The sequence below is a fragment of the Actinoplanes sp. NPDC048796 genome (genome assembly GCF_040650035.1).
In the GTDB taxonomy this organism is placed as follows: Bacteria; Actinomycetota; Actinomycetes; order Mycobacteriales; family Micromonosporaceae; genus Actinoplanes.
The window spans coordinates 45528-64500 of record NZ_JBEZGO010000011.1 but is presented as its reverse complement, the minus strand read 5'-3'; the positions used below and the strand labels follow the sequence as shown (position 1 = coordinate 64500).

General features: G+C 72.0%; 22 protein-coding genes and 1 pseudogene. 13 read left to right on the top strand and 10 right to left on the bottom strand.

What is annotated here, in order from left to right; genetic code table 11:
* Positions 1 to 48 precede the first annotated feature (48 nt).
* From AB0C26_RS34585 to AB0C26_RS34570, 4 genes are all read left to right on the top strand, one after another.
* The gene (locus AB0C26_RS34585; RefSeq protein ID WP_360256245.1) at positions 49 to 1164 is read left to right on the top strand and encodes a histidine kinase; all 1116 of its coding nucleotides are present in this window, start codon (positions 49 to 51) and stop codon (positions 1162 to 1164) included.
* Positions 1161 to 1814, top strand: coding sequence for a response regulator transcription factor (locus AB0C26_RS34580; protein ID WP_360256243.1), 654 nt, complete (start codon positions 1161 to 1163; stop codon positions 1812 to 1814). Before AB0C26_RS34585 ends, AB0C26_RS34580 begins: the two co-directional genes overlap by 4 nt.
* 96 nt (positions 1815 to 1910) lie before the next feature.
* Positions 1911 to 3917, top strand: a complete 2007-nt coding sequence (locus tag AB0C26_RS34575; RefSeq protein ID WP_360256240.1) for a DUF4153 domain-containing protein — start codon at positions 1911 to 1913, stop codon at positions 3915 to 3917.
* A gap of 67 nt (positions 3918 to 3984) precedes the next feature.
* On the top strand, positions 3985 to 4656 hold the full coding sequence (locus AB0C26_RS34570) for a DUF5701 family protein (RefSeq protein ID WP_360256238.1): 672 nt from the start codon (positions 3985 to 3987) through the stop codon (positions 4654 to 4656).
* Here the strand turns inward: AB0C26_RS34570 and AB0C26_RS34565 are convergent.
* Together AB0C26_RS34565 and AB0C26_RS34560 are read right to left on the bottom strand one after the other, a co-directional pair.
* Positions 4584 to 5954, bottom strand: coding sequence for a permease prefix domain 1-containing protein (locus AB0C26_RS34565; protein WP_360256235.1), 1371 nt, complete (start codon positions 5952 to 5954; stop codon positions 4584 to 4586). The genes AB0C26_RS34570 and AB0C26_RS34565 overlap by 73 nt on opposite strands.
* A complete protein-coding gene (locus AB0C26_RS34560; protein WP_360256232.1) occupies positions 5951 to 6301 on the bottom strand; it encodes a helix-turn-helix transcriptional regulator in 351 nt (116 codons plus the stop codon). Before AB0C26_RS34560 ends, AB0C26_RS34565 begins: the two co-directional genes overlap by 4 nt.
* A gap of 142 nt (positions 6302 to 6443) precedes the next feature.
* On the opposite strand from AB0C26_RS34560, the gene AB0C26_RS34555 reads away from it, so the two are divergent.
* From AB0C26_RS34555 to AB0C26_RS34540, 4 genes and pseudogenes are all read left to right on the top strand, one after another.
* Positions 6444 to 7025, top strand: a complete 582-nt coding sequence (locus tag AB0C26_RS34555; RefSeq protein WP_360256230.1) for a sigma-70 family RNA polymerase sigma factor — start codon at positions 6444 to 6446, stop codon at positions 7023 to 7025.
* A complete protein-coding gene (locus AB0C26_RS34550; RefSeq protein ID WP_360256228.1) occupies positions 6979 to 7707 on the top strand; it encodes an anti-sigma factor in 729 nt (242 codons plus the stop codon). The genes AB0C26_RS34555 and AB0C26_RS34550 overlap by 47 nt, the downstream gene beginning before the upstream one ends.
* An 80-nt stretch (positions 7708 to 7787) precedes the next feature.
* Positions 7788 to 8429 (top strand): fasciclin domain-containing protein, encoded by a 642-nt coding sequence (locus AB0C26_RS34545; protein WP_360256226.1) that lies wholly within the window; start codon positions 7788 to 7790, stop codon positions 8427 to 8429.
* Between the two features lie 996 nt (positions 8430 to 9425).
* Positions 9426 to 10625 (top strand): annotated as a pseudogene (locus AB0C26_RS34540) (helix-turn-helix transcriptional regulator); the annotation flags it as partial.
* 68 nt (positions 10626 to 10693) lie between these two features.
* On the opposite strand, the gene AB0C26_RS34535 reads toward AB0C26_RS34540, so the two are convergent.
* A complete protein-coding gene (locus AB0C26_RS34535) occupies positions 10694 to 11263 on the bottom strand; it encodes a TetR/AcrR family transcriptional regulator (RefSeq protein ID WP_360256224.1) in 570 nt (189 codons plus the stop codon).
* Between the two features lie 146 nt (positions 11264 to 11409).
* On the opposite strand from AB0C26_RS34535, the gene AB0C26_RS34530 reads away from it, so the two are divergent.
* Genes AB0C26_RS34530 through AB0C26_RS34510 form a run of 5 tightly spaced genes read left to right on the top strand, consistent with a single transcriptional unit; the run spans position 11410 to position 15821 of the window.
* The gene (locus AB0C26_RS34530) at positions 11410 to 12213 is read left to right on the top strand and encodes an alpha/beta hydrolase (protein WP_360256222.1); all 804 of its coding nucleotides are present in this window, start codon (positions 11410 to 11412) and stop codon (positions 12211 to 12213) included.
* On the top strand, positions 12210 to 12989 hold the full coding sequence (locus tag AB0C26_RS34525) for an alpha/beta fold hydrolase (RefSeq protein WP_360256220.1): 780 nt from the start codon (positions 12210 to 12212) through the stop codon (positions 12987 to 12989). The genes AB0C26_RS34530 and AB0C26_RS34525 overlap by 4 nt, the downstream gene beginning before the upstream one ends.
* Complete coding sequence (locus AB0C26_RS34520) at positions 12986 to 13942, top strand: alpha/beta hydrolase (protein WP_360256218.1); 957 nt, start codon at positions 12986 to 12988, stop codon at positions 13940 to 13942. Before AB0C26_RS34525 ends, AB0C26_RS34520 begins: the two co-directional genes overlap by 4 nt.
* A complete protein-coding gene (locus AB0C26_RS34515; protein ID WP_360256215.1) occupies positions 13939 to 14769 on the top strand; it encodes an NAD(P)H-binding protein in 831 nt (276 codons plus the stop codon). Before AB0C26_RS34520 ends, AB0C26_RS34515 begins: the two co-directional genes overlap by 4 nt.
* Positions 14769 to 15821, top strand: a complete 1053-nt coding sequence (locus AB0C26_RS34510; RefSeq protein ID WP_360256212.1) for an aldo/keto reductase — start codon at positions 14769 to 14771, stop codon at positions 15819 to 15821. The genes AB0C26_RS34515 and AB0C26_RS34510 overlap by 1 nt, the downstream gene beginning before the upstream one ends.
* 216 nt (positions 15822 to 16037) lie before the next feature.
* Here AB0C26_RS34510 and AB0C26_RS34505 read toward each other — a convergent pair whose 3' ends face one another.
* The 7 genes from AB0C26_RS34505 to AB0C26_RS34475 are packed head-to-tail and all read right to left on the bottom strand — an operon-like array spanning position 16038 to position 18921.
* Positions 16038 to 16346, bottom strand: coding sequence for a hypothetical protein (locus AB0C26_RS34505; protein WP_360256209.1), 309 nt, complete (start codon positions 16344 to 16346; stop codon positions 16038 to 16040).
* Complete coding sequence (locus AB0C26_RS34500) at positions 16346 to 16678, bottom strand: hypothetical protein (RefSeq protein ID WP_360256207.1); 333 nt, start codon at positions 16676 to 16678, stop codon at positions 16346 to 16348. Before AB0C26_RS34500 ends, AB0C26_RS34505 begins: the two co-directional genes overlap by 1 nt.
* 30 nt (positions 16679 to 16708) lie before the next feature.
* Positions 16709 to 17152, bottom strand: a complete 444-nt coding sequence (locus tag AB0C26_RS34495) for a hypothetical protein (protein WP_360256205.1) — start codon at positions 17150 to 17152, stop codon at positions 16709 to 16711.
* An 18-nt stretch (positions 17153 to 17170) separates the two neighbouring features.
* A complete protein-coding gene (locus AB0C26_RS34490) occupies positions 17171 to 17641 on the bottom strand; it encodes an EndoU domain-containing protein (protein ID WP_360256202.1) in 471 nt (156 codons plus the stop codon).
* A gap of 30 nt (positions 17642 to 17671) precedes the next feature.
* Positions 17672 to 18166 (bottom strand): hypothetical protein, encoded by a 495-nt coding sequence (locus tag AB0C26_RS34485; protein WP_360256199.1) that lies wholly within the window; start codon positions 18164 to 18166, stop codon positions 17672 to 17674.
* 3 nt (positions 18167 to 18169) lie between these two features.
* Positions 18170 to 18496 (bottom strand): hypothetical protein, encoded by a 327-nt coding sequence (locus tag AB0C26_RS34480; protein ID WP_360256197.1) that lies wholly within the window; start codon positions 18494 to 18496, stop codon positions 18170 to 18172.
* Positions 18493 to 18921, bottom strand: coding sequence for a YbaB/EbfC family DNA-binding protein (locus AB0C26_RS34475; RefSeq protein WP_360256195.1), 429 nt, complete (start codon positions 18919 to 18921; stop codon positions 18493 to 18495). Before AB0C26_RS34475 ends, AB0C26_RS34480 begins: the two co-directional genes overlap by 4 nt.
* Positions 18922 to 18973 lie beyond the last annotated feature (52 nt).

The following is an 18973-nucleotide window of genomic DNA, read 5'->3' as shown; positions in this document are numbered from 1 at the left end:
GGCACGGGGTCGGACGCGGCCGGGCCGCCCGGTACCTAGGCTGGGCGCATGAGGCAGGTGGCGGCCGGCGTGGCGCCGGCGGTGGTCGTGGCGGCCGTGACGGTGCCCCAGCTCTCGTATCACGCCACGCACGCCGACCCGCGCCTCGGCGCGTACGTCCTGTTCAGTGTTCTGCTCGTGGTTCCCCTCGTCTGGCGTCGGCGGTTCCCGCTCGGGACGTTCGCCTTCGCCGCGACCGTGGCGCTGGCCCAGTGGGTGGCCGACGTGCGCGTGGCGGCCGATCTGGTCCTGCTGATCTACCTCTACACGGTGGCGAGCCGCTGCCGGGCGCGGGTGGCGATCGCCGCCGCCGGCGTGGTCGGGGTGGGCGCCTTGCTGGCGGCCGTCCGCTGGCCGGAGACCGGGTCGTGGGCCGGGACCGGGTCCTGGACCGAGACGTTCCTGCTGCTGTCCGGCCCGGTGGTCACCGTGCTGTTGCTGGGTGTGAACGCGCGGCAGCGGCGCGACGCGCTGCGCGCCGCCGTCGAGCAGGCCGCCGTGGCCGAGCGCACGCGTATCGCCGCGGAGATGCACGACGTGATCGCCCACAGCCTGGCCGTCATGGTGACCCTGTCCGAGGGCGCCGCCCGCAAGCAGGCCAAGGATCCGCAGCGGGCCGGTGACGCCATGCGCCAGGTGGCGGAGACCGGCCGCCAGGCGCTGACCGAGACCCGCCGGCTGCTCGGCATAGTGCACGGCGAGCGCGAGGAGGAAGGCAATCGGCGGCCCCAGCCCGGCCTGGCCCAGCTCGGCGACCTGTTCGAGCGCGTGCGGTCGACCGGCCTGACCGTCGAGTCGGCCGTCACCGCCGTTCCGTCCGGCATGCCGCCGGGAGCCGAGCTGACGGTCTACCGCATCGTGCAGGAGGCCCTGACCAATACGCTCAAGCACGCCACAGCGGCCCGCCGGGTCAGCGTCGCCGTCACTCCCGGGCCTGGGTCGGTAACCGTCGACGTGCACGACGACGGGACGCCGGCCCCGGGCCGTACGGACGCCGGCCACGGACTCGCCGGCATGCGGGAAAGGGCCACGGTCTACGCCGGTACGGTCACCGCGGGCCCCGATCCGCGCGGCGGCTGGCGCGTGCACGCCGACCTGGCCCTCCCGGCCGAGGCTCCGGGATGACGATCCGCCTGCTGCTGGTCGACGACCAGGCCCTCATCCGGGCCGGGTTCCGGATGATCCTCGAGGAGACCGACGGCATCGAGGTGGCCGGTGAGGCGCCGGACGGGGCCGAGGCGGTGCGGTTGACCGCCGAGGTACGCCCGGACGTGATCCTGATGGACGTCCGGATGCCCGGCGTCGACGGGATCGAGGCCACTCGCCGGATCATGGCCCGGGACCCGGCGGCCAGGGTGCTCATCCTGACCACTTTCGACCTGGACGAGTACGCCTTCGCGGCGTTGCGCGCCGGCGCGAGCGGCTTCGTCCTCAAGGACGTGCCGGTCGACGAGCTGACCCGGGCCGTCCGGGCGGTGGCCGCCGGCAACGCGGTCGTCTCCCCGCGGATCACCCGGAGCCTGATCACCGCCTACACCTCTCACCGGCCCGTGCCGGCCGGCCGCGCTCGGGCGGTCCTCGACCAGCTGACCCCTCGCGAACGCGAGGTGCTCCGGGCGGTGGCGGCCGGCCTGTCCAACACCGAGATCGCCGGCCGGCTGGTGGTTTCCGAGGCGACGGTCAAGACGCACGTGGGCAGCGTTCTGTCCAAGTTGAACCTGCGTAACCGCGTCCAGGCCGTCATCCTCGCCTACGACATCGGCCTCGTGGGGTAGGCGGGGTTGTTTCTATGGTTTACGCTCCTGGCGTCGCGGCGATACGGACCCGTCCTCACGTAGAGGTCGCCGCTCCGATCAACTCAGGAGGGTGCAATGGCGGACCTGCCACCGAAGCAGCCCGGTCCACCGGACCAGGCCGAAGACGTTCCCGCGCCGGCGCCCCAGCTGCTGGTCATGCCGCCGACCGACGCCATCCCGTCGATCGTCTGGCCCGGCGCCGACGGGGAGACGGCCTGGGCCATCCCGGTCCAGATCCCGTCGGGCACCCGGGGATTCGCGGTGTTCCTCCCAATGGTCCAGGTCGAGACCGCGCCCTCACAGCCGGCCGCCCCCAAGCCGGTCACCCAGCCCACGCCCACACAGGCCGCGCCGCAGCCGACGCCCGCAAAACACACGCCCGCACCGCAGGCGGCGCCCGTGCAAGCAGCGCCCGTGCAGGCGGCGCCCGTGCAGCCCGTGGCGGCGCCAGCCGGCGCGGCTCAGGAGCCCCGGGTGGTTCCGCCGCCGAACCCGCAGGCGGTGCTCGCCCAGCGCCCGCAACCCCAGCCCTACCCGCAGCCGTTGCGCCCGTTCGGCACCTACGAGAGGCAGCCGAGCGCCTGGTCGACCTTCCGCAAGAAGCACTGGCCCGGCCCCAAGCAGGCCCGCGGCAAGGCCGTACCGGCCGGTGTCCTCGCCGGCGCCGTCGGCTTCCTGGCCTTCCTGCCGCTGAACCGGGTCGGCATCGGCTGGTTCCTCGGCTGGCTGGCGCTCACGCTGGGCGTCGGCTTCGCGGTCCGCCAGGCCAAGGATCTGTCCCGCCAGGAGCGGCTGATCCGTTCCGGCTGGGCCGCGGCCGCGCTCGCCCTGCTGCTCGTCCCGGCCTTCCGCAACGCGTGGTGGCTGGTCACGTTCAGCGTGCTGGGCGCGATCGGCTGCACCGCGCTGGCCATCGTCGGCGGCCGGCAGGTCCGGTCGATCCTGTTCAGCCTGGTCGCCGCCCCGTACGCCGCGCTCGCCGGCATCCCCTGGGTCCGCCGGCATCTGACCGCCGGCCGCAACCCGGGGATCACCCGGCGGATCTTCTTCTCGGTCGCCCTCACCGTCGTCGTGCTGCTCGTCTTCGGCGCGCTGCTCTCGTCGGCTGACGTCGCGTTCTCGCAGCTGCTGGACGACGCCGTGCCCGACTTCAACGTCGGCGCGATCTTCAAGTGGATCTTCCTGGCCGCGGCCGGCGGCCTGCTCGCCGTGTCCGGGATCTACACGCTCACCGCTCCCCCGGCGACCTCCAGCCTGGACACCGGCGGCCGGGGCCGGTTCGGCCTGATCGAGTGGGCCCCGGCCGGCGCCGCGCTGGTGCTGCTCTTCGCCGGTTTCGTGGCAGTGCAGTTCACCGTGCTGTTCGGCGGGAGCCGGCACGTGCTGAAGACGGCCGGGCTCAGCTATTCGCAGTACGCCCGCAGCGGCTTCTGGCAGCTGGTCGCGGTCACCCTGCTGTCGCTGGCCCTGATCGCGGCCCTGGCCCGCTGGTCGAAACGGGACACCCGGGCGGAACGGCTGCTGTTGCGCGTACTGCTGGGCCTGCTCTGTGCCCTGAGTGTCGTCATCGTGGCCTCGGCACTGTCGCGCATGTGGGAGTACCAGCGCGTCTACAGCTTCACCGGCGAGCGGATCTTCGTGATGGCGTCCGAGATGCTGCTCGGCGTCATCTTCGTGATGATCGCCGTGGCCGGTGTCAAGTGGCAGGGCCGCTGGATCCCGGCCTCCACCGTCGGCCTGGCCGTCCTGATGCTGCTCGGCCTGGCCGCCCTGGACCCCGAGGGCTATGTGGCCAGCCGTAACGCGGCCCGCTACGAGGGCTCGGGCAAGATCGACGCCTGGTACCTGCGTGCTCTCTCGGCCGACGCGACTCCCGCTCTGACCAAATTGCCCGACCCGGTACGCCGGTGCACGCTGAGCTGGATCGCCGAGGATCTGAAGGAGCCCGATCCCTGGTACGCCTGGAACCTCGGCCGCCAGCGGGCCCGCGAAGCCCTCGACAAGCTGGGCCCGGCCGCCATCGGAAGCCAGAAGGACTGCAAGGCGGCCGACCAGTTCGACCTGCCCAAGACGCGCCGCTGAAGGAGGTGCTCCGGCTTTCGGGCCGGAGCACCGGAATAACTCCGTGTGGCGTACGTTGTATTGCCCTATGAGCCTGAGCCATCAGCTGAACCGCCTGATCGAAGCCGGTCTGACCGACGTCACCGGCGTAAGCCCGGCCGAACTCGCCGCCCACGTCGCCGAGCTGCCCGACGAACCCCACGGCGTGCTGGCCGTGCACCCCACGCTGGCCACCGCCCGGCAACTGGCGCCGCTGCTGCGCCACCGCGACAAGCCCGGCTTCGTCGTCGAGGACCTGACCGACCTGGAGGAGTTCGTTCCCCTGGACGGCCTCGACGTGCCCGCCGGGCCGCTCTACGTCATCCACGATCCCGACCGCGGCGACGACATGCGCAACTGGAGCCCGAACGAGGCGCTACCGGCGATCCTCCAGCGGGGACGGACGCCGCTGACCGTCAACGAGGGCATCAGCTGGCTGCTGCAGGAGCCGAAGGTGCTCGAGCCCAACCACTGCTTCATGACCATCGGCTCCCGTAAACCGAAGGGCGGCGCCCTCGACGCCCGAACCCCCGCCATCTGGATCAGCAACGGGACCGGCCGCGACGGCGCCACCCACCGCCGGGCCCCGAAGGTCGGCTGGTGCTGGGCCGGCAACCGGCACACGTGGCTCGGTTTCGCGTCCGCTGGTCAGCGGAAGCCGAACACCGGGGGCAGGATCAGCACGACGGTCCAGAACCACACGGCGTACACCGGCAAGTAGAGGGTCTGCCATCGTTCGATGGCGGCGAATCCGCCGCGCCGGCGGACGAATCTCAGCAGCAGCCACGCCGACCAGGCGAGGTTCACCAGCAGCACGATGTTCTGGCCGATCGCCGTCACGTTGTTGGGGGTGGTGCCGTACTCGGCGATCCGGCCGGCCATCGTGTAGAGCACCAGAGCGTCGATGAGCAGGGCGCTGAGCACGAGGGCGAGCTGCATCACGTCGAACGGCCCGCGCGGGGCCAGCGGGTCACGGGCCGACTGGGAGTACAGCAGCAGGCCGAGGACCACCGCCAGCAGCAGGTCGAACATGACCAGCGCGCTGCGGTCGACGTCGATGCCGCGGCCGTTCCAGCCGATGACCACGAGGTAGCCCAGCAGGGCGGCGGTGAACAGCGGGGTGAACAGCCGGGTGAGCACCGGCGCGATGTTCTCGATGACGCCCTGTTTGACCTCGACCAGCCATCCGCCGACGACGACCGCGGCCACCATGCCGCACGGCACCACCCAGTCCTCGATGAGGGGGTCGGCCTGGACGCCGATCGCCTCGAAGATGCCGTACAGGAAGGCGATGAGGACCCCCCCGCCGAGCATCATCAGGACGACGTAGACGAACCATTCGCCGGTGAAGCGGATGAAGTCCATCCGCCGGCGTGTCGAGCGCGGGTCGTCGGAGACGTAGGCCAGGCCCAGCACCAGCCACAGCGCGGCCGGCAGATGTGTCATGATCAGGCCGACCGTTTGGGAGTCGCCCTCGGGCGGGTAGACGTTGGCCACGACCGCGCCCAGCGCGAACAGGGCCACCAGCACCCCGTACACCCAAGGGGCGGGCCGGCGCCGCCAGAGCAGGAAGCCGGCCAGCCACGGGAAGGCGAACAGGCTCAGGTTGGCGCCGTAGAAGACGCCGAAGTCGGTGAACGAGCGCCCGAACAGCGCCGGCACCTTGATCGAGACGATGGCGCCGGCCACGCAGATCAGCATCGCGTACAGGTCGCGCCGCTTGGCCGGGTCGCCGGAGCGGCCGGACTCGCCGGTGAACATCAGCTGCTTCCACAGCCGTTCGGAATGCTCGCGGGCGAACTCCCGGGACAGGTCGTCGAGCCCGCCCATCCGCTTGACCGCGACCAGGAACGCCTCGTCGCGGCTCAGCCCGAGCGTGACCAGCTCGTCGACCGAGTCGCGGAGGTGGTCCTCGAGCTCGTCGGCGTCGGACTCCACCAGCTCGGGCCGTCGGCGCACGTACTGCCGCCACTGCACGAACTGGTCCTCCAGCTCGTCCTTGCCGTTCGTGACCGTCACGCGGTGCCCTCCAGAGAAATGAACAGTGGCCAGACCTGCTTGAGCGTGCCGACCACCGCCTGCCATTGACGTTGTTGCTCGGCCAGTTCGGCCCGGCCCTGCGGGGTGATCCGGTAGTACTTGCGGCGGCGCTCCCCGGCGACCGCCTGCCAGCTCGCCTCGACGTGGCCGAGGCGCTCGAGCCGGTGCAGCAGGGGATAGAGGAAACCCTCGGTCCAGTCCAGCTCACCGCCGGACAGGTCGTTGATACGCCGCAGGATGGCGTACCCGTAGCTCTCGCCTTCGGCGAGAATGCCCAGCACGATGGGTGTCGCCGAGGCGGCCACGAGGTCCTTCGTCACACGCACGGGCACCTCCCTGATACCTAGAAGTACGAGGCATAGTAGTTCTAGGCGTCAAGGAACGGAATACTTTTCCGCCGGCGGGTGCAACCGCGGCGGGCCTGCCGAGCGAACTGACAGGTGAACCCTTATCGGAGGAAGGAGGTCGATGAGCTCCGACGACGAGCTCGCCGAGCGGTTACGCGACGGCGACGAGACGGCATTACGTACGGCGTACGACAGACATGGCTCAGCCGTGCTGTACCTGGCGCAACGGCTGCTGGGCAACCGGGCCGACGCCGAGGACGTCACCCAGCTGACGTTCGTGGCGGCCTGGACCGGCCGGGACAGCTTCGATCCCCAACGCGGGAGCCTGCTGGGCTGGCTGCTCGGCATCGCCCGGCGCAAGGCGGTCGACCGGCTGCGGTCGGCGGCGCGCGAACAGCGTACGGCCGAAGTGGTCCAGGCTCAGCAACCGCCGCCGCCGGATCCCGAGCACACACCGGAGCAGACTGTCGACCGGCTCGTGGTCGCCGACGAACTGTCCCGGTTGCCGGCCGAACAGCGGCGCACACTGGAACTGGCGTTCTTCGACGATCTCACTCATCCACAGATAGCGGCGGTCACCGGACTGCCGCTCGGTACGGTCAAGAGCCATATCCGCCGGGGAATGGCCAACCTGCGACGTCGTTGGGAGGTGGACGGTGCAACATTTGGATCCCGATCGGCTGGTCCTACTCGCGCTCTCTGAAGAACTCGAGGAACTGAACGAAGCCGACCACCTGACGCAGTGCGACGTCTGCCGGCACGAGATGCAGGCTCTGCGCCACGTGGCCGAGCTCGGCTCCGGCGGGCAGGAGCTGCGCGATCTGCCCCCGCCGCCGGAACACGTCTGGCAGGCCATCGAGGCCGGCATCGCCCAGGCGCCGGAACCCGCCCGCCCGGCGGCCCCGGTGGTCGACATCCGGACGGCGCGGGGACGGCCCCGCCGGGCCCGGCCCCGGTGGCTGACGCCGGTGCTGGCCGCGGCCGCCGCGGCGGTCCTCGCGGTGGCCGGTGTGATCGCCGTGGACCGGCTGGCCGGCCAGGCCCCGGACGATCAGGTGATCGCGCGGGCCACACTGGAGCCGTTGAAGACCGTGCCGCCGAACGCCGGCGGTGACGTGCAGGTGCTCTCCGACGGGCAACTGCGCATCGACGTGAGCAACCTGCCGCTGACCACCGGCTTCCACGAGGTGTGGCTGCTCGACCCGGACAGCCCGGGGAAGATGGTGGCCATCGGCAACCTCTCCGACAAGCCGGACGCGCTGCTGCCCGTGCCACCGGGCACCGACCTCAACCGGTTCCGCCTGGTCGACGTCAGCGACGAACCGCACGACGGCGACGCCACCCACTCGGGTCGCAGCCTGCTGCGCGGAACTCTCACAAGTTAGGTGCATCCATCCGGCCTCCGCCGGGCGAAGTACGGGGTGGTGGCACCGCAGCCACCCCGTACCCGGAAGGACGCACGACAATGAGGATCACCCGAGCCGCCGCCGTCGCGACCGCGGCCATCGTCGCCTCCGCCCTTACCGCCGCTCCGGCCAGCGCACACGGAACCAAGCCGCTGGGCACCAAGTCTCTGGCCGCGGTGCTGACCGCGGACAAGAGCGGCTTCGACCGCAACGGTCACGACTACGACATCCTGACCGCCGCCGTGCAGGCGGTGCTCAAGGCCAAGCCGGCCAGCCCGGTCAAGGTGCTGGCCGACGGCAAGACCCCGGTCACCGCGTTCATCCCCAACGACCTGGCCTTCCGCCTGCTCGTGGCCGACATCCAGCACACCAAGCGGCTGCCCGGCGAGAAGGCGGCCTTCACCGCCGTCGCCGGTCTCGGCATCAACACCGTCGAGTCGGTCCTGCTCTACCACGTCGTCCCGGGCAGCACGATCGACCGCAAGGCCGCCCTCAAGGCCGACGGCGCCAAGCTCAAGACGGCCGCCGGCTCCACCATCAAGGTCGACGTGTACGGCCCGCGCTGGCACAAGCGCATCGCCCTCATCGACGCCGACCGCAGCGACCGCAACCCGCGGGTCAACCGGTTCGACGTGAACAAGGGCAACAAGCAGATCGCCCACGGCATCGACCGGGTCCTGCGCCCGATCAACCTGCCCTGACCCCGCGTCACCACGACGACGGATAAAGGTGACGGCAGCCGGCCGGGGTCTCCCCAGCCGGCTCGCCCGTCTCGGCGGTCTCGGCCTCCGGGTCGTCCCGGTCGTCCGGGTCGCGCCGCTCCGGGCCGGTGAGAGCGCCGCGGTGGTCTGCACGGCGAGGCCGGCATCGGCAAGACCGCATCGGCCGGCAGCCTCGACACGAGCGGCCTGCGGGTGCTGCGGGCGGTCGGGGTGCAATCGGAGAGCGATTTCCCGTACGCCGGGCTGGATCAGCTCCTGGGCGCCCTGACCCATCGGCTCGAACAGCTGCCCTAGCCGCAACAGATCGCGCTGGAAACGGCCCTGGGGCTACGGTCGGCGCCGCCGCCCAGCCCCTTCCTCGTGGGCCTGGCCGTGCTCGGTGTGCTGGCCGAGGAGGGCCCGCTCTTCTGCCTGGTCGACGACGCCCAGTGGCTGGACGAGGCCTCGCGCCAGGTCCTGACCTTCGCCGGCCGCCGGCTCGCCTCGGAGGGCATCGCCGCCGGCCCGGTCGACCGCCGACGCGCCCACGCCGTGCTCGCCGGCGCCCTCGACGACGACCCGGACCAGCGGGCCTGGCATCGCGGTCAGGCCGCCGTCGAACCGGACGAGCAGATCGCCGCCGAGCTGACCGCCTCGGCCGGGCGAGCGGGGAACCGGGGTGGCGCCGCCGCCGCGTCGGCCCTGCTCGAACGGGCGGCGGCCCTGAGCCCAGCACCGGCCGGCCGGGTGCGGCGCCGGCTCGCCGCCGCCCAGTCCCGGCTCGACTCGGGCGCACCGGAGCGGGCGAGCGCACTGCTGGCCGAAGTGGACGCCGACGCGCTGAGCGAGCGGGACGCGGCCGTCGCGGCCCGGCTGCGGGCGCAGGTCGAGTACCAGACCAGTCGGGACTCCGCCGTCGCGTACGACCTGCTCGCCGCGGCCCGGCGGCTGACCGGCCCGGAACCGGAACTGGCCCGCGGCACCTACCACGAGGCCATGTTCACCGCCGTCTTCGCCAGTGGCCTGCCCGGCGGCGCCGCCGACCGGCGCCGGGCCGAGGTGGGCCGGGCCGTGCTCGACGCGATCGGCGCCGACTCCACTCATCCGGTCGACATGCTCGTCCGCGGGCAGGCCCTGGTGGGCGTCGGCGACCGGGCCGCGGCGATCCCGGTGCTGCGGCGGGCGGTGGCCGGGCTGCTCGACGGGCCGCCCGGGCTCCTCGCGCCGCAGTGGCTGGGCTGCGACTGCACCGCGGCGATCGATCTGTGGGACCTCCGGTCGTTCCGCTGTCTGGCCGACCGTCATGTCGCCGCCGCCCGGGCCGGTGGCCTGCTGCTGAGCCTGCCGGTGGCGCTCTCGTTCGCCGGGTCGGCCGCGCTGGCCGAGGGGCGCCTGGCCGAGGCGACCACACTCGCCGACGAGATCGACGTGGTGAACGACCTGACGGGTCATCCGTTCCCCCGGCACATCCGCCTGCTGACGGCGGCCTGGCAGGGAGACGCCGAGTCGACCGGGCGGTACGCCGGACAGATCCGCGCCGGCGCCGAGGCCCGGGGCGACGGCAGCGTCCTGAGCATCGCCCACTTCGCCGAGGCGATCCTGGCCAACGGGCTCGGCCGATACGACGAGGCGGTGGCGGCCGGCGTCGCCGAGCTGCCGCACATCCGGGAGGTCAACTACTCGTCCCGGATCCTCGGCGAGCTGGTCGAGGCCGCGACGCGGGTGGGCGACCACGCTCTGGCCAGGCGGGCACTGGCCGAGCTGACCGATCTGACCGAGCCGGTCGGCGGGGACTGGGCGCTGGGCACCCTCGCGGCGGCCCGCGGCCTGACCAGCGCCGACGCCCAGGGCCATCACGTGGTGGCGATCGAACGGTTCGCGCGTGCCGGCATGACCGTCTATGAGGGCCGGGCCCGATTGTCGTACGGGGAATGGCTGCGCCGCGGCCGGCGCCGCGTCGACGCCCGCGAGCAGCTCCGCGTCGCCTACCGGCAGCTGTCCGAGCGCGGGGCGGCCGGGTTCGCGGCCCGGGCCGGCCTGGAACTGGCGGCCACGGGCGAGACCGCGCGCCCCCGCACCCCGGTGACCGACGGCCGGTTGACCGTGCGGGAGCTGAACGTGGCCCGCCTGGCCCGCGACGGCCTGTCCAACCGCGAGGTGGCGACCCGCCTGTTCATCAGCGTCCGCACGGTGGAGCACCACCTGCGCGGGTCTTCCAGAAGCTGGGCCTGCGCTCCCGTACCGAACTGGCGGCGGCCCTGGAGTCAGCTCAGGCCGGCGATCCAGCGGGCGGTGCGCACGAACGTACGGCGGGCACTGTCCTTGTCGTCGAGGAAGCTGCCGATCAGCAGTGAGTCGCGCAGCATCGCCAGCGCCTCGGCCTTGAGCTCCACGTCCTCGCGGCCGGCCTCGGCCAGCATGGCGCGCAGGTCGTCGTGGAACCAGGCCCGGTGCCGGGTGACGACCTGACGGACCGCGCTCCGCGGGTCGGGGAACTCGCCGGCCGCCTTGATGAACGGGCAGCCGAGAGTGTGCCGGTCGGCGGCGTCGAAGGCGATGCCCTCGATGGCCAGCTCCAGCTTGTGCTGGGGTGAGACCGCCTTGGCCAGACCGGCGTCCCAGAGCTCTTTCATCCGGGCGTCCTCGTGTTCCAGGTACGCGACGACGAGTGCTTCCTTGCCGTCGAAGTGGCGGTACATGGTGGTCCGGGTGACGCCCGCCTCCTGCAGGATCCGCTCCACGCCGACACCGTTGATGCCCTCGGTGTAGAACAGGCGGCTCGCCGTCCGGAGGAGCTGATCGCGCGGGGCGACCGCGTGCTTTGTACTCGCCATGACCTCATCCTACAACTCGGAATGATCGTTCCTTCCGTCATAGGTAACCGGGGTCACTACCCCCTTGTTCCCGCTATCTGCCTGGTGCTTAGCTTCAGGCACCGAACGGAATGATCGGTAATTCCGCTACCGCCTGGAGGTACACCATGAACCGCACCCGCAAGGTCGCCGCCGCCGCGGCGGCCGTCGCCGCCCTCGCGGTTTCGGCCACCCCGGCCACCGCGCACGGCACGGCCAAGCCGACCGTCGTCCTCGTGCACGGCGCCTGGGCCGACGCGTCGAGCTTCGCCCCGGTCACCGCGCTGCTCCAGCACCGCGGCTACACCGTGCTGACCGCACCGAACCCGCTGCGCGGCCTGGCCGCCGACGCCGCCTCGGTCGCCGCCTTCGTCAACCAGGCCACCACCGGCCCGGTAGTGCTGGCCGGGCACTCGTACGGCGGCGCGGTCATCACCAACGCCGCCGCGCTGACCCCGCGGGTCAAGGCCCTGGCCTACATCGACGCCTACGCCCCGGACGCCGGCGAGACGATCGTCCAGCTGACCGGGGCCAAGCCCGGCTCGGCCCTGGCCGCCCCCGCCGAGACCGTCTTCGACGCCGTGCAGGACCCGTCGCTGCCGGCCGGCGACGTCGACCTGTACGTCAAGCGTGACCAGTTCCCGCGGATCTTCGCCGCGCACCTGCCCGCCGCCACCGGCCGGGCGCTCGCGGCCGCACAGACGCCGATCGCCGCCCGCGCCCTACAGGAGCCCTCCGGCGCCCCGGCCTGGAAGAAGCTGCCCAGCTGGTTCGTCGTCGGCACCCGCGACCAGGTCATCCCGGCCGCCGAGCAGCAGGCCATGGCCAAGCGCGCCCACGGCCACGTCACCACCGTCACCGCCGACCACCTGTCCACGCTCGAGCAGCCGGCCGCCGTCACCGCCGTCATCGAGCAGGCGGCCGGGCGATGACCGTCCTGTTCATCCCGGGGCTGTGGATCCACTCCACCGCCTGGGAGCCGTGGCGCGAGCTCTTCGACCGCGACGGCTACGACTCGATCGCACCGGGCTGGCCCGGCGAGGCCCCCAGTGCGGCGCTCACCCGGCAGGCGCCGGACCGGCTCGCCGGCACCGGGGTGGCCGAGCTGACCGCCCACTACGCCCGGCACGCCACGGCCCTGGCCGAGCCGCCGGTCGTCGTCGGCCACTCGTTCGGCGGGCTCGTCGCGCAGAAACTGCTCGCGGCCGGCCTCGCCCGGGCGGCGGTGGCCATCGACCCGGCTCCGGTGAAGGGCGTCAAGGCGCTCCCGTTGGCCCAGATCCGGAGCGCGTTGCCCGTACTCAGCCGCAAGGCCAACCGGGACGGCTCGGTCATGCTCACCCGGCGCCAGTTCCGGTACGGCTTCGGCAACGCGGTCAGCCGCGAGGAGTCCGACCGGCTGTACCAGCGCCACGCGATCCCCGGGCCGGGGCGTCCCATCTTCGAGCTGACCGCCGCCAAGAAGGACCCCGCGTCGCCGACCGAGGCCGGCCTCGACGACAGCCGGCGCGGGCCGCTGCTGATCCTCGGCGGCGGCAAGGACCACACCGTTCCGGCGGTCGCCGCCCGCCAGGCGGCCGCTCTCTACCGCCCCGGCCATCGCACCGAATACCGGGAACTGCCCGGCAAAGGCCACTCCCTCGTCTTCGACAGCGGCTGGCGCGACGTCGCCGGTCTCGCCCTCACCTACCTCAAGGAGCAGTCATGATCACCCCGCCGCCGTTCGACCCCGAGCTCAAGACCGTGCTCGACGTCGTCAACCAGACGATCACCCCGACCCTGCTGCCGTCGCACCTCTCGGCCCTGCGCGGGCCCGGCTTCACGCCGACGCTGGAGCAGCTGATGGAGGGCCGCGACATCACCCACGAGGTGCACGACGCCGGCGGTGTGACCGTGTCGGTGTTCCGGCCCTCGAAGCCGTCGGAATCGGCGCCCGGCTTCTTCTTCACCCACGTCGGCGGCATGATCTTCGGCGACCGGTTCGTCGGGGTCGCGCCCGTCGTCGACTACGTCGAACGGTTCGGGGCGGTCGTGGTCACCGTCGAATACCGCCTGGCGCCGGAGCACCCGGCCCCGGCGGCGCTCGAGGACTCGTACGCCGCACTGGTCTGGACCGCGAAGCACGCGGCCGAACTCGGCATCGACCCCGGCCGGCTGATCACCATCGGCGGCAGCGCCGGGGGCGGGCTGACCGCCGGGATCACCCTGATGGCCCGCGACCGCGGCTTCCCGGCCCTGGCCGGGCAGGTGCTGATGTACGCCATGCTCGACGAGCACAACGACAGCGTCTCCGCCCGGCAGATCGACGGCCTCGGCATCTGGGACCGGACCAGCAACAACACCGGCTGGGACTTCTACGTCGGCGACCGCCGGGGCACCGGCGACATCACCGCGTACGAGTCCGCGTCGCGGGCCACCGACCTCACCAACCTGCCACCCACGTACGTCGAGGCGGGCTCGGCCGAGGTCTTCCGCGACGAGGACGTGGCGTACGCGTCCGCGCTGTGGGCCGCCGGCGGTGACGCCGAACTGCACATCTGGCCCGGCGGGTACCACCTGTTCGAACTGCTCGCCCCCGACGCGACGCTGTCGATCGCCGCCCGCGAGACTCGGGCGGCCTGGATCGCCCGCCTCCTCGCCCGCCTCGCGGACCGTTCATGACCTGCCGGTTCCTGGTCACCGGCGCCACCGGCAAGACCGGAGCCGGCACCGTACGGCTTCTGCGCGAACGCGGCCACGCGGTGACCGCGTTCGTGCACCGCCACGACAGACGCTCCGCGGCCCTGGCCGCCCTGGGCGCCGACGTCGTCGCGGGCGACCTGCGCGACCTGGCCGCGGTCACCGCGGCCACCCGCGGCGCCGAGGGCGTCCACCTCTGCTACCCCGTCGAGCCCGGCCTGATCGAAGCCACCGCCACGGTGGCTCAGGCCGCGGCCGACAACCAGGTGGCCACGGTCGTCAACATGTCACAGGTGTCCGCCCGGCGCGACGCCGTGAGCAACGCGGCCAAGGAGCACTGGCTGGCCGAGCGCCTGCTCGACCGGGGGCCGTTCCGCACCACGCACCTGCGGCCCACGTTCTTCGCCGACTGGATGATCTGGGGCTGGTCCGACGAGGGTGACGGCGGTGTCATCGGCCTGCCTTTCGGGTCGGGCCGGCACGCACCCATCACCAGCGAGGACCAGGCCCGGGTCATCGCCACGGTGCTGGACGACCCGCTGCCGCACGCCGGGCGCACCTACCAGCTCTACGGCCCGCGGGAGACGGACCACACCGGGATCGCCGCCGTGCTGACCCGGGTGCTCGGCCGGCCCGTCCGCTACGAGCCGATGGACCTCGACGCGTACCGGTCCGGGCTGCTCGCCCGGGGCCTGCCCGCCCACATCGTCCAGCACTTCGCCGGCGTCGAGGACTTCGCCGTCGCCCACCGCGACGACTTCCACGGCATCGGCCAGTTCGCCGTGCCGAACCCCGTACAGGAGAACTGATGCGCTACACCACTTTCGGCACCCGGACCGGCCTGCGGGTCTCCGAGTACGCCCTCGGCACCGCCTCGTTCGGCACCACCTGGGGCGGCGCCACCCGCGACGGCGCCCGGACCATCCTCGACCGCTTCGCCGAAGCCGGCGGCACCCTGCTCGACACGGCCGACGTGTACGGCTTCGGCGAGGCCGAACAGATCCTGGGCGACCTGCTCGGCGCCGACCGGGACAGGTTCGTCCTGGCCGGCAAGTTCACCCTCGGCGCCCAGCCCGACCTCGGCGTCACCCGGACCGGCAACAGCCGCAAGGCGATGCGGTCCGCCCTGCACGCCTCGCTGAAACGGCTCGGCACCGACCACCTCGACCTCTACCTGGTCCACCACCCCGACTCGGTCACCCCGAGCGAGGAGATCGTCGGCGCCCTGGACGACCTGGTCCGCGCCGGCGACATCCTGCACGGCGGCCTGTCGAACTTCCCGGCCTGGCGCGCCGCCCACGCCGCCACGGTGGCCGACCGGGCCGGCCGGTCGGCGACCCTGGCCGGCCTGCAGATCGAGTACAACCTGGCCGACCGCGGCGCCGACCGCGAACTCCTGCCCGCCGCCGAGGCGCTGGGCCTGGGCGTGATGCTCTACTCCCCGCTGGGCGGCGGCCTGCTCACCGGCAAATACCGCGCACGAGAGGAAGGCCGCCTGTCCGGCCCGGTCGCGATCGGCCAGCAGGAGGACACCCCCCAGAAGGTGGCCACGGTGGACGCCCTGCTCGACATCGCCGCCCGTACCGGCGAGAAGCCCGGCCGCATCGCCATGGCCTGGCTACGGCACACCAGCCGCCGCTGGTCCACAGCGATCGTCCCGGTCATCGGCCCCCGCACCCTGTCCCAGCTCGAGGACTACCTGGCCGCCCTGGACCTGGACCTCCCCGCCGACGACCTGGCCACCCTGGACAGGGTGAGCGAGCCCCAGCTGGACTACCCGCAGAGCGCGCTGCGCACCTACACCGGCCCAGCCCTCGGCGGCGCCGCGGACCGCTTCACCCGCATCCGCCCGGTCGCCTGACCCTCCATCGGGTGGGGCGGCTCTACTTCTAGTTCTCGCTGCTCCACTCGTCGAACGGTGCCGCGTCGTCAGCCATCGTCAAAACATACGAAGCGACCCGGAAGAACGAGCCGAAGTCGCGGTGGTCAGCCACTCATCAAGCAAGTTGTGCTGCCGATCCTCGGCCCGGTATACGGGACGGCGGTCCGTGGGATCGATCCGGCAAGCTGACAACACTCACCGCTGGGCGCGCCGCACAACGGCGGCGACGAGGAAGGCCGTTCCGGCGGCGCCGGCCACCATCAACACCAGCTCGCCCGCGATCAGGGCGGGTGGCAGGTCGGTGAGGCCCGGCACGCGCCCGGCCGAAACCGGACGACCGAAACCGCTCCCCCACGCCTTCCACGCCGCTGGGGCGAGGTCGGCCACGGCCAGCAAAGCGAAGCCGGCCGTGGCCGGGCCGGCGGCCGGCCCCAGCCGTCGCCGCCACAGCACCGAAGCGACCAGCCCGGCAACCAGAACGATCGAGTACGCCGCGCCGAACATCAGCCCTCCGCCGGCCGGGGCAGCCGCAGGAAGAGATACCCGGCCAGGGCCGACATGCCACCCACGGCCGCCAGCCCGGTGACCGTCCCGACCGTCGAGTTCCAGCGAACATAGGCCAAGATCCCGGAGCTGGACGCACCACCCTCGACCAGACCCAGCGTGAACAGCAACCACACGACGTCACCGATTGCGGCCAGGGCCAGCAGCCCCAGCCCGCCCGCCGCCAGCCACGCGACCCGCTTCAGCCGACCCCGGTGACGCATCACCCAGCCGGCCCCGACGGCCAGGACGCCCACCACGAACAGCGTCTCCAGCACGAGAAGCACCCTCACCGAAGCCCCACCAGTCTTAAGAATCGAAGGTCAGAAAAGCCGCCCCCGGTACGGGTGGGCGCGGCCCTGCCCCTCCTCCCACCGAAGAAGGTCAGCCTGCCATTCCGGTAGATCGGGACGGTACTCCCGGATGGCCGGCGGTTCCGGCTGAGCGACCAGGAATCGCCAATAGTCCTCGATCGCCGTCCGGGCGATGTCGGCGGGAAACTCACCCTCGGCGCCGGGCACCCACAGGTTGGTGATCAGCAACGCCGTCGGCGTGAACGACACGGCGTAGTTCTCGCTGCTCCACTGCTCGAACGGCGGCTCACCGCGAGCCACCTCGTCAGCCATCGCGAGCGCGTCCAGGATGACGATGAAGAAGGTGCCGAGGTCGGTGGTCAGCCACTCACCGAGCAGGTCGTACCGCTGATCATCGACCTGATAGACGGGACGGCGGAACGTGGGATCGATCCGCAGGCTGACAACACTCACCGCGAGCCTTCCGATGCGCTAAGGGACGGGCCAGCCGTGCGTGAAGCCGCCGGACTGGTTGTAGAAACCTTCGATCGTGACGCCATTGTAGGTACCGGTCCACTTGTTCCCGGACACCCGCGTCGAGTTCCTGAAAGCACCGGAGATCGCGTTGTCGACCTGTGCCGGTGTCCAGTCGTCGGGGAAGAAGGTGCTGGCGCGACCGTTTCCCGCTTTCGGTTTCCAGGCGCCGGCCGGCGGGTTCAGGGTGGGGTCGAAGAACTCGGGTTCTGCCTTGTACACACCGTTCGGGTAGGTGACCTTCGTTCCGGGCTTGAGGCGACGGCCGGGGAAGTCCTCGCCGCCCGGGCGGTAGTGGTAGCCGGAGCCTTTGGACTGGCCCGGCCGGACGTGGCCACCGCCGATGGTGTGGGTGGTGAAGTGGGGGTTCATCCGGTCCGGGCGGGAGCGCTTGTGCGTCTTGCGGAGGAACCGCAGCGCGGCCCGCATGAGGCGGCCGGAGCCCTTCGCCATGTTCGGTCACCCGTCCAGCAACTGGACGATGGCCTCCTGCACGAGGTTTCCGACGACCGTCCGGGTCAGCTTCTGGAAGATCGGGATCTCGGCCAGGCTCGCGCCGAACGTGGGCACCGCCGTCGCCAGCGCCTGCGCGATCGCCGCGGCCAGGATGGCGAGCTGGGCGATGACGGCCACCTTGAGGGCGAGCACGATCCCGCCACAGATCGTCAGGCCGGTACCGGTCAGCGTGGCGGCGTTCGCACCGTCCAGAAGCGTCCGGGCCGGGCTGTCCTCTCTGGCCCACCACGCCTGGAACGCGGCCACCGCCTCGCCCTCGTGATCGGTCCACACCTCGCCGGCGGTCGACGTCGCGTCCGACACGATCGCCTCGAGCCGGTCGGAGAACGAGATCCACGCCTGCCCCATCTCGACCAGCGCGGTCTCGTCGGCCTCCGGCCAGTTGTAGCCGAGCACCCCGAGCAGCGACCGGAGCTCGCCCGGGATCTCCATGCCCACGGTTCAGTCCCCCGGTTCGGTGAGCAGACCGTGGAACCGGCGGCTGGCGTTCTCGTCCGCCTCGGTGTACCGCGCGCTGATGTCCATCACGTCTTCGCCGGCCAGGGCCATCTCGTCCAGGGCGTCCTGGTAGCACTCGAACGCCCAGGAGGACACCTCGTCGTGGGCGGCACCGATCAGCGACCCGATGTCGTCGCTCCCCCAGGGCGTGCCGTAGCCCGCCAGCTCGGACCGGAAGGACGCCAGCTCCGAGGAGAGCCGCGCGGCAACGCCCCGCAGAGCGGACCCGGACGCGGCGAGCCGCTCCGGATCGATCGAGAAGCCGGTCATCGGTCACCGGCCCGGCGGGTGAGCTGTTCCTGCGCTTCGGCCAGCGACGCGGTCAGCTTCGCGAACTGGCGCTCGGCGTTGAACTGGATGTCCTTGAGCTGGTCGGTGAGGGTACCGAGATCGGCCGAACCGGCGAGGGCGCCGGCCCGGCCCTGCAGGTCGGCCAGCGCGGCGTTGACGGCCGATTCGATCTCCCGCGCCAGTTCCCCACCGGCCAGCCGTAGCACCGAAGGGTCGAGCTCGAGGTTCTCGATCCGCCCGGGCGGCACCGCCCGGACCCGGATCCGCCCGTCCGCGGCTTCGCCCGCACCGACCGGTGGGTCCGGCTCCTGTCGCTCGCCGGAGGGCGCCTGTGCGCGGCCCAGCGCGGCCACCACGTCGGCCAGCGTGCCACCCGGGCCGGACGGATCGATCGGGCTGTTCATCGTCAACCTCCTCGCGGGCGGGCAGTCTCACCCGCCCGCGACGATATCGACA

What these genes read in the sequence shown, in the direction of transcription:
- AB0C26_RS34585 (WP_360256245.1), top strand. Translation starts at nt 49, where the DNA reads ATGAGGCAGGTGGCGGCCGGCGTGGCGCCGGCGGTGGTCGTGGCGGCC.
- AB0C26_RS34580 (WP_360256243.1), top strand. Translation starts at nt 1,161, where the DNA reads ATGACGATCCGCCTGCTGCTGGTCGACGACCAGGCCCTCATCCGGGCC.
- AB0C26_RS34575 (WP_360256240.1), top strand. Translation starts at nt 1,911, where the DNA reads ATGGCGGACCTGCCACCGAAGCAGCCCGGTCCACCGGACCAGGCCGAA.
- AB0C26_RS34570 (WP_360256238.1), top strand. Translation starts at nt 3,985, where the DNA reads ATGAGCCTGAGCCATCAGCTGAACCGCCTGATCGAAGCCGGTCTGACC.
- AB0C26_RS34555 (WP_360256230.1), top strand. Translation starts at nt 6,444, where the DNA reads ATGAGCTCCGACGACGAGCTCGCCGAGCGGTTACGCGACGGCGACGAG.
- AB0C26_RS34545 (WP_360256226.1), top strand. Translation starts at nt 7,788, where the DNA reads ATGAGGATCACCCGAGCCGCCGCCGTCGCGACCGCGGCCATCGTCGCC.
- AB0C26_RS34535 (WP_360256224.1), bottom strand. Translation starts at nt 11,263, where the DNA reads ATGGCGAGTACAAAGCACGCGGTCGCCCCGCGCGATCAGCTCCTCCGG.
- AB0C26_RS34530 (WP_360256222.1), top strand. Translation starts at nt 11,410, where the DNA reads ATGAACCGCACCCGCAAGGTCGCCGCCGCCGCGGCGGCCGTCGCCGCC.
- AB0C26_RS34525 (WP_360256220.1), top strand. Translation starts at nt 12,210, where the DNA reads ATGACCGTCCTGTTCATCCCGGGGCTGTGGATCCACTCCACCGCCTGG.
- AB0C26_RS34520 (WP_360256218.1), top strand. Translation starts at nt 12,986, where the DNA reads ATGATCACCCCGCCGCCGTTCGACCCCGAGCTCAAGACCGTGCTCGAC.
- AB0C26_RS34515 (WP_360256215.1), top strand. Translation starts at nt 13,939, where the DNA reads ATGACCTGCCGGTTCCTGGTCACCGGCGCCACCGGCAAGACCGGAGCC.
- AB0C26_RS34510 (WP_360256212.1), top strand. Translation starts at nt 14,769, where the DNA reads ATGCGCTACACCACTTTCGGCACCCGGACCGGCCTGCGGGTCTCCGAG.
- AB0C26_RS34505 (WP_360256209.1), bottom strand. Translation starts at nt 16,346, where the DNA reads ATGTTCGGCGCGGCGTACTCGATCGTTCTGGTTGCCGGGCTGGTCGCT.
- AB0C26_RS34490 (WP_360256202.1), bottom strand. Translation starts at nt 17,641, where the DNA reads ATGCGGGCCGCGCTGCGGTTCCTCCGCAAGACGCACAAGCGCTCCCGC.
- AB0C26_RS34480 (WP_360256197.1), bottom strand. Translation starts at nt 18,496, where the DNA reads ATGACCGGCTTCTCGATCGATCCGGAGCGGCTCGCCGCGTCCGGGTCC.
- AB0C26_RS34475 (WP_360256195.1), bottom strand. Translation starts at nt 18,921, where the DNA reads ATGAACAGCCCGATCGATCCGTCCGGCCCGGGTGGCACGCTGGCCGAC.